Raw genomic sequence first — 8,712 nt, 5'->3', positions numbered from 1 at the left:
TTCCCGGAAAGCGTGCATTACGGACCGCAGGACCGGCCCGAAGGGCTGGAGATGATGGTCATCCAGTTCGGCGGCGCCAGTGGTTCGGGATTTTTGTCTACACCCAAGCGCGAAGCCGCCAACAAGGCGCTGGAAGCCAAGGGCACCTTCAAGGACGGCATCTTCACCTGGGTCGACGAGAAGGGGCAGAAGCACAACATCGACGGCTCCGCCGCCTGTTTCGAAGAGGCAACCGGCCAGAAGCTTGTCTTTCACAAGCCGCGTTACGATGATGTCATCATACTGGAGCCCGAAGCCTATGACTGGATCGAAACCGGTCAGTCGGGGGTCACGACCAAGCATCTGGGCACCTTCACCGAACGCAATACCAGCATCGATTTCGTCAAGGTTGCTAAGGGCGCGACCTTCAACACCGGCAAGCGCGATCAGGTGCAGGTCCTGTTCATGAGCGAGGGTTCGGTGACCGTGGACGGGACCACCTATGGCCCCAAAACGGGTATCGAACTTCTGCCGGCCGATGCGCCCGTGGACATCGTGGCGAACGAAGATTCGCTTTTCTTCTCGGTGCAGTTGCCGAAGTTTTAAATGGTGCTTGGGCGGCGCAATCGCGCTTGCGCCGCCCAGTTAGAGCTTCTGATGGAAAGGTCTGAAAGGGAAATGCGATAGGTGTTGTATGTCGTGTATCTGCATTTCTGATTTTCCGGCCTCCAAGCCTTCGAACCATTCTAGGGGCGCATGATTCAAGATTCCGAATCTGACACCCAATTTGGATCCTTCTGGCCGATTAGACCAGCATGACAAAACAATCTCTTGCCGATCCACTGCGATTTCCGGTTTTCCGCAGGCTGTGGATCGGTGGAATCCTGTCCAACCTCGGGACAATGATCCAGACTGTCGGTGCAGGTTGGCTGATGGTCACCATCGCGCAGTCAAGCGACACGGTCGCCCTGGTTCAGTCTGCCACGACGCTGCCGGTCGTGCTGTTCTCCATGGTCGCGGGGGTTCTGGCTGACAGCTATGAGCGAAAAAGAGTTCTGTTGGCGGCACAGGTCATCATGATGGCCGCGTCTGCGGCTTTGGCTGTCACGGTTCTGGGCGGCTGGATCACCCCTGGGCTTTTGCTGTTCTTCACCTTTCTTCTTGGCTGCGGCACGGCCTTGCATACGCCCTCGTGGCAGGCTGCGGTCGGCGATGTCGTTCCGCGCGACCGGATTGCCGATGCGGTGACCTTGAACAGCATGGCGATCAACATGACCCGCAGCACCGGGCCGGCGTTTGGCGGGGTCATTGTTGCAGCCGTCGGTGCAGTTGGCGCGTTCCTCGTGAATGCGGTGAGCTATGTGCCGATGATCTATGCGCTTCTCCGCTGGCAACCCGAGGCGAAGCCTGTGACCTTGCCTCGTGAGGATTTTGGGCGCGCGGTCTATTCCGGGCTGCTTTACGCTTTCATGTCACCGCATCTGGTGATCGTCATCCTGCGCGGATTTGTCTTCGGTATCTCGGCGATTGCGGTTCTGGCGCTGCTGCCGCTGGTTGCGCGCGACCTCGTCCAGGGCGGGGCCGTTATCTATGGCATCCTGCTTGGCGCCTATGGTGTCGGAGCATTGGCGGCCGGCTTTGCCAATGCCTCGATTCGCGCGAGGTATCGGGCCGAGACGATCGTCAGTGCCGGTTTCCTGGGGTTCGCGGCCAGTATGATGGTGGTTGCATTCAGCAGTAACGTGTGGCTGACAGGAATCGCATTGATTCCGGCCGGTGCCTGCTGGGTTCTGGCGCTGTCTTTATTCAACGTTGTGATTCAGCTTTCGACACCGCGCTGGGTCGTGGGACGAACGCTTTCCATCTATCAGACGGCGTCCTTCGGCGGGATGACCGCCGGGGCATGGCTATGGGGCGAGATCGCCGAGCGTCACGATTTGTCGACCGCCTTTGTCATCGCATCCCTCGTTGCAATATTGGGTGCGGCAGTGGGACTACGCCTGAAAATGCCTGATATCGATGCCGGTGATCTTAGCCCGCTTAATCGCTTCAAAGTGCCCAGCCTGAGCATTGACGTCACCATGCGCAGCGGTCCGGTTCGTGCCCAGATCGAGTATCAGGTTGCGGAAGCGAATGCACCGCATTTCGTGGCGGCAATGACCGAGCGCAGGAGAAGCAGACTGCGGAACGGTGCCCGTCATTGGGTACTTCTCCGCGATCTGGAGAACCCGTCCGTTTGGCAGGAGAATTACGATTTTCCGACATGGGCAGAATATCTGCGCTGCAATCAGCGTCCGACGCAGGCAGATGGCGATATTGCCGAACGCATCGCCGATCTTGTCACGGGGCAGGGCACCCCTAGCGTCCGCCGCCTTATTGAACGGCACCATGTGCCTTCGGTCGACGACCTTGCGATCAAGGAAAATCCTGAGGTTCACTGAAGCCGCCCTTCGGCTCCTTGGGTCAAGAGGAGGCGTATTGACTCAGAAGCTCGATCCCGCACTCCCTGATGATATTAACCAGATCCCTGCGCGGCTGATCCATTTCGAAGCCTTCGCGGAAGAATACGGCGATATTTCTGTGCAGGACCGGATCTTCGAAAGGAAGTGCGATCAGCCGGTTCGCGGCCAACTCGGTCCAGACCGCATGGACCGGCAGCATGGCGAGGTGGTCGGATTCAGCGACCAGCGATTTCAGCAGGGACACCGATCCGCAGACTGTGATCTGTTGCGGCGGACCAACGTTCAACGTGCTCATGATATGCTCGAGCACGGTGTGCGAGCGCCGGGATGTCGGTGAAATCCAAGGATAGCTGACGAGGTCGGTCCACGTCAGATCGGGCTTCTCGCTTAGCGGATGGCCGGGCCGCACGATCACGCAAAGGAGATCGCGGAACAGCACCTGCTGCCGCAACCCGTCGAGCATGTCGAAGACCTCGGTAAAGCCGATCACGAAATCGAAATCCCGGCGCAACAGCCCGGTCAGCAGGTCGAACTGCGCATTCTCGACGACCTGAAGGCTGGCTTCCGGGTAGAGCGTGCTCCACCGGCTGAGCGCCATCGGGACGATGCTGCCCGACAGCGATGGAAGCGAGCCGATGCGGATCGATTCGACCTGTCCGTCCAGTGCGTTCTGCAGGTCGCGCCGCGCGAGTTCGACATCCTCGCGGATCATGCGCGCATGGCTGTAGAGGATCTCGCCGTAAGAGGTCGGCACAATGCCGCGCGGCCCGCGTTCAAGCAGCGGCATCCCGACCGCGGCTTCCAGCCGGTCCATTGACGTCGACAGCGCGGGCTGTGAAATCTCAAGCGTCTTGGCGGCCCGGTTCAGGCTGCCATGCTCGATGATCGATGCGAAATAGAGCAGCTTCTTGGGGTCGATTTCCATTGTTTGCGCGCGGCATGTCCTGAGGCTGGCGAGAGGCCGGGTTGCGTCAATATTCTCTCATTTGTTCCAAATACACGCAACTGACGCAAGGGTGCCGCAGCAATGAAGGGGAATTCAGGATCAATGCCGATCGCTGATCATACATGTAAGCGACGCTCGGCTATCGTCTTGGCAACCGTATAGCTGTGATACATTTCCGGCCCGCCTTCGCGACCGATGCCGCTTTCACGATAACCGCCGAAGGGGGCGTCGCCCCCCGGGCTGGTAAAGCAGTTCAGCGCCACCGATCCCACCGCGAGCTCGCGCGACAGGCGGTCGGCGCGCTCTATCGAGTTGGTGAAGACGAAGGCGGCCAGCCCCATCTGCAGGCTGTTCGAGATGTTCAGCGCTTCATCCATCGACTCGACCGCGATACAGGGGGCCAGCGGACCGAAGGGCTCATGGCTCATGATCCGGGCGCTGAGCGGCACGTCGGCCAGCACTGTCGGATCGAAAAACCAGCCGCTATTTCCGCGCCGTTGCCCACCGGTCGCGATGCGTGCGCCGTGGCCCACAGCGTCATCGACCAGGCTGCGCATCTCTGCCAGCCGCCTGCGATTGGCAAGCGGCCCCATCTGTACGCCCTCCATGAATCCGTCACCCAGTTTCAGCGCGCTGGCTTTCGCGGCCAGGCTGTCGACGAAATCGGCATAGACCGCGCGATGCACCAGAAAGCGCGACGGGGCCGAGCAGAATTGCCCGGCCATGCGAAACTTCCAGTTCACCGCAAGCTGCGCGATCTCATCGGGATTGGTGTTCTCGTCGATCAATACCGGTGCGTGGCCGCCCAGTTCCATCAGGACCGGGGTCATGGTCTCTGCAGCAAGTCGTGTCAGATGCTTGCCGATCGCGATCGAGCCGGTCAGCGTGACCAGCCGTGTGATAGGTGACAGGACCAGGGTGCGCGACACCTCGTCAGGATCGCCGAAAACGATGTTGAGAACGCCCTTCGGCAGACCCGCATCGAGGAAGCACTGTGCAAACAGGCAGGCGGTCGCGGGGGTTTCCTCGGCGGGCTTCAGGATGATCGAGCATCCCGCCGCCAGCGAGGCGCTGATCTTGCGCGAGGGCGCGCTCATCGGGACGTTCCACGGTGTGAATGCCGCGACCGGACCGATGGGTTCGCGGATGACGAATTGCTGAATCGGCGGGTCGGTCGGCACGATGCGGCCATAGAGGCGCTTCACTTCCTCGGAATCCCAGTCGAGGAAGGTTGCCGAACGCTCGATCTCGGCCCTGACCTCGGCCAGAGTGCGGCCAGATTCGCGCACGAAGATCGGTGCGATATGTTCCGCGCGCGCGCGGACCAGCGCGGCTGCACGCCGCATCAGAGCCGCGCGTTCGGAAGGCGGCGTGTGGCGCCAGGTTTCGAATCCGCGCGCCGAGGAATTCAGGGCCCGCGCCAGATCTTCGGCAGAAGCCTTCGGCACCGTGCCCAGAATGGTTTCGTCGGCGGGGTTTTCGACATTGCAAAAGGGAGGGCGGTCATAAATCCATTCTCCGTCGATCAGCAGACCGATTGGCGGATAGGCGTTCTGGGAGGGTTCGGTCATGTCGTGAGGCTCCGGGATGTGCATTTCTGGCGGGGTCAGTTATCTTGCAGGAAGGCCAGAACCTCGGCCTCGGCGACTTTGGCGGCGCGGGCGCGCTGCCCCCATGTCTGCGCCCCGATATGCGGCGTCAGCACGACATTGGGCAGGGCGGCAAGCCGGGCCGGGACGCTCGGCTCCTCCTCTAGGACATCCAATGCCGCGCCCGCGATGGTTCCGGTTTCCAGCGCCGCGATCAGCGCCTCGGTATCCACGAGGCTTCCGCGGCCGACATTGACGAGGCGCCCTTTCGGGCCGAGCGCGGTCAGGAGCTCTGCATCGATGACATGGTGCAGTTGAGGCGATCCGGGAACGGCCAGGACGAGCACATCGCAGGCCCCGGCGAGGGCCGCCCAACCGTCATGCAACTCGGCTTCCAGCCCGGTATTCGAGTTTCGTGCAAGCCCCGCGATCCGCATTCCGGACACCCGCGCGCGCGCCGCGATCGCCTGTCCGATCCGCCCGCTGAGTCCGGCAATGCCGATGACCTTGCCCACAAGGCTGTCACCCAGATCGAAGCGGCGCTGTCGCCATTCGCCGCTGCGGGCAAAGGCATCGGCGCGCAGCAGGTTGCGAAACAACACCTGAACAAGCGCCATCGCCAGATCGGCGACATCTTCCGTCACAGTCTCGCCAACGCTACGCAAGCGTATGCCGCGTGCCTGCATCTCCGCAAGGTCCAGCTTGTCCTGACCCGCGCCTTGCGACAGGACAAAACCCAGATCGGGAAGGGCCTCGATCACCTGTTTGCTGCACCCGCGTGTCGCCGAGGTCATCAGTACGCGCACGCCCGCACGTTCATCCAGAGGCAAGGCCAGCAGCGCCTCGGGGCCAGCCACGGTGCGCATGGTGCCGGGGGCGTCAAGGCGGGGATAGGACATGCCGACAAGGGCAGGGTAGGCAAGAATCGAGGGCATCACGTTCCCTTTCTGATTGGCGGGATGATGGGCGACGCTATGACGGTGCTGCGTGCCGTGCAACGCGGGGCGGCGCGTGCATTCCTTGGGGCTAAAACATGGGGTTATGCCCTGTGCTGCGCTAGACACCGCGCGATACCTGGCCGGGCACGTCCACGCGGGCCATCAACACGGCACTGTTGCGGGGCGCATCGGGGCTTTCGCTTTCATCCACCTCGCCCATGACACAGGTTATGAACAGCGTGCGCCCGTCGGTGCCGCCCAAGGTGCAGGAGATGGCTGCCCCGTCGATGCGGATACGGTCGGAGATCTTACCGCCCTTGATGACACGCAGCACCTCGCCCGTATTGAAGCTGCAAACCCAGATGGCATTGTCGCGATCCGCACACAGCCCGTCGGGGTTCCGCTCGCCAAGATCGGCAAAGATGCGGGAATCACCAAGCTGGCCGTCCGGCGACAGGTCGAAGGCTCTGATCCGTCCGACCCATGTTTCGGCGACAATGAGCGTGCGCCCCTCGTTCACAACGACCGAACCGTTTGGAAATTCGACATTCTCGGCGGCCACCCGGACCGAGCCGTCGGGATCGACGCGATAGAGCCGCGCGGGGCGGGGGGACTCGCCGGCATGATAATCATAGCCGAAATCGCCGACATAGATCCGACCCCGCGCATCGACGGCGAAGTCATTCAGCCGGCCGGCAGCCAAATCCGACAGATCGGCATAGGGGTGCAGGCGCCCATCCGCCACGCGGTACAGCCGCCTCTCCTTGGCCGAGATGGTGATGTGGCTGCCATCTGGCAGGAAATCCTGTCCAGCCGGCAAGCCGGGAACTTCGCAGACGACGGATTTCTCGCCCGAGAGTGTCACGCTGACCAGTCGCGCGTCGAAGACGTCCGACATCCACAGCCGTCCCTCGTGCCATTTGGGGGCCTCAAGAAACCGATAGCCTTCCGCCAGAATCCGGGTTTCGCGTTCCTGCATGTCCTGTTCCTCCGGCCGCGGGATGGCTACCAGCCGCCATCGCAATGGATGTCCTGCGCGGTGATCATGTCGGCCTGCGGCGAGGACAGGAACACCGCCAGATTGGCGATGGCCACCGGCTCGATCCGGCGCTTGAGACATTGCCGTTCCAGGATCCAATCGTGATAGGCCTGCGCGCGGTCGCCGAAATGGCGGCCTTCGGCTTCCGAGAGGACCGCACCGGGCGAGATACCGTTCACATTGATGCCGTAATGGCCCAGCTCGCGCGACAGCGCCTTGACCAGCCCATAGCTTGCCCCTTTCGAGGCAATATAGGGCGCGAAGCCTTCCCAATGACCGCTGAGTGTTGCAGAAGTCAGGTTGATGATCTTGCCATGACCCTTTTCCCGCATCCGTCTGGCGCAGGCACGCGACAGCACGAAGACGGCCGACGAATTGATCCGGAGTTCCTTTTCGTAATCTTCTATCGAGAAGGCCTCATAGCCCTGATTCACGACGAAGGCAGCGTTGTTCACGAGGATGTCGATCCCGCCAACCTCGTCGGCCAGTACGGTTGCAGCCTTTTCGGTGCCGTGCAGGTCATTCAGGTCGCAGCCCCAGAAGCGGATGCCGGGCGCCAGAGCGTCGAGCATTGCCTGCGCTCCGGGAATGTCGGGCCGGTCGCCCGCGATGACGCGCGCGCCCTCTTCGGCAAAGCGGCGCACCATCGCCTGGCCGATGGTGCCCAATGCGCCGGTGGTCAATACCGTCCTGTTCTCCAGAAGCGCCATTCGGTTTGCTCCTCCCTCAGTATGCGGTCATGCGATCAGCATGACGCAGGGGCCACACTCCAAAGAAACTAAAGCCGATCCGGACTTCGGGCAGAACCTTTGATCTTTCCTCGCCTGAACTGGTTAAAATGTGGTGTTATATCGTTCGCGCGACTGTCTCACGCAGCCAGCGAGGCATCAGCCGCCGAAACGGGGCTCCGGCAGGCCGGTCACGCCAAGCCCGTAAATGGCAAAGATACCGCCAGCGCCGGACTCGGTGGGGGAAATGCCGCGCATCGGGCGACCCATCGTGGTGACAAACAGGATGTCCAGATCGGCGCCGCCAAATATCAGGCTGGTGACATTGCGGACCGGAAAGTCGACCTGGCGGTCGATGGTGCCATCCGGCGCATAGCGCAGGATCCGCCCGCCCAGCACTTTGGCATTCCACAGATAACCTTCGGAATCGACCGTAGCGCCGTCCACCGTCCGCGCCAGGTTCTCATCCGAGGCAAATTCGCGACGGTTGGAAATCTCGCCGGTGGCGATGTCGTAATCATATGCCCAGATGCGCTTGTGCTCGGAGTCGCCGAAATAGAATGTCCTGTCATCCGGACTCCAGCAGGGGCCGTTCGAACAGATCAGGCCGCTTTCGAGTTGATGGACACTGAGATCCGGGTCCAGCCTGAACAGTCCGGCATCGCGGGCCGGAACTCTCGGGCGGCTGACATTGGACGGATCGAAATCCATCCCCATCGCGCCGGCGAAGAAGCGGCCGGCGCGATCCACCTTGCCGTCGTTGAAGCGATAGGCGCCGTCGCTTTCCAGCGGGTTGCAGATCGGCGTGACGGACTGGGTCGCAAAATCGTAGAAGGCAAAGCCGCTCGCCAAGGCGAGCACGGCGCCGCCATCCCGCCGGAGCGCCATCGAGCCGATGAAGCTGTCCACGAAATGGCGCCTTGCGTCGCGCCCATCCGCGCGGCAGGTCCAGATCTCGGCCGCCGTGCTGTCGACCCAATAGAGCCGCTGCTCGGCGCAGTCCCAGAGCGGACCCTCGCCGAGATTGTTGC

General features: G+C 62.0%; 8 protein-coding genes. 2 read left to right on the top strand and 6 right to left on the bottom strand.

Features of this window, described 5'->3' with window-relative positions:
- Positions 1–585: hypothetical protein (locus ACK5L9_RS13705; RefSeq protein WP_416912027.1), on the top strand; the 585-nt coding region annotated here is incomplete at its 5' end.
- A 209-nt stretch (positions 586–794) separates the two neighbouring features.
- Positions 795–2,420, top strand: a complete 1,626-nt coding sequence (locus tag ACK5L9_RS13700) for an MFS transporter (protein ID WP_416912026.1) — start codon at positions 795–797, stop codon at positions 2,418–2,420.
- A 22-nt stretch (positions 2,421–2,442) separates the two neighbouring features.
- Here ACK5L9_RS13700 and ACK5L9_RS13695 read toward each other — a convergent pair whose 3' ends face one another.
- The 6 genes from ACK5L9_RS13695 to ACK5L9_RS13670 all read right to left on the bottom strand — a co-directional run.
- On the bottom strand, positions 2,443–3,366 hold the full coding sequence (locus ACK5L9_RS13695) for a LysR family transcriptional regulator (protein WP_416912025.1): 924 nt from the start codon (positions 3,364–3,366) through the stop codon (positions 2,443–2,445).
- A gap of 137 nt (positions 3,367–3,503) precedes the next feature.
- Positions 3,504–4,958 carry an NAD-dependent succinate-semialdehyde dehydrogenase gene (locus ACK5L9_RS13690; protein WP_416912024.1) on the bottom strand — a complete coding sequence of 485 codons (1,455 nt, stop codon included), beginning with the start codon at positions 4,956–4,958 and terminating at the stop codon, positions 3,504–3,506.
- Between the two features lie 35 nt (positions 4,959–4,993).
- On the bottom strand, positions 4,994–5,911 hold the full coding sequence (locus tag ACK5L9_RS13685) for an NAD(P)-dependent oxidoreductase (protein WP_416912023.1): 918 nt from the start codon (positions 5,909–5,911) through the stop codon (positions 4,994–4,996).
- A gap of 121 nt (positions 5,912–6,032) precedes the next feature.
- Entirely contained in the window at positions 6,033–6,893 is an 861-nt protein-coding gene (locus tag ACK5L9_RS13680) for an SMP-30/gluconolactonase/LRE family protein (RefSeq protein ID WP_416912022.1), read from the bottom strand.
- 26 nt (positions 6,894–6,919) lie between these two features.
- Entirely contained in the window at positions 6,920–7,663 is a 744-nt protein-coding gene (locus ACK5L9_RS13675) for an SDR family oxidoreductase (protein ID WP_416912021.1), read from the bottom strand.
- 177 nt (positions 7,664–7,840) lie between these two features.
- The coding region (locus ACK5L9_RS13670; protein WP_416912020.1) for an SMP-30/gluconolactonase/LRE family protein at positions 7,841–8,712 on the bottom strand (872 nt) is incomplete at its 5' end.

Source organism: Paracoccus sp. (in: a-proteobacteria) (assembly GCF_047973135.1).
Lineage (GTDB): Bacteria > Pseudomonadota > Alphaproteobacteria > Rhodobacterales > Rhodobacteraceae > Paracoccus.
Note: the sequence above shows the minus strand (reverse complement) of the source record. Positions and strands in the feature narration are given on the sequence as shown.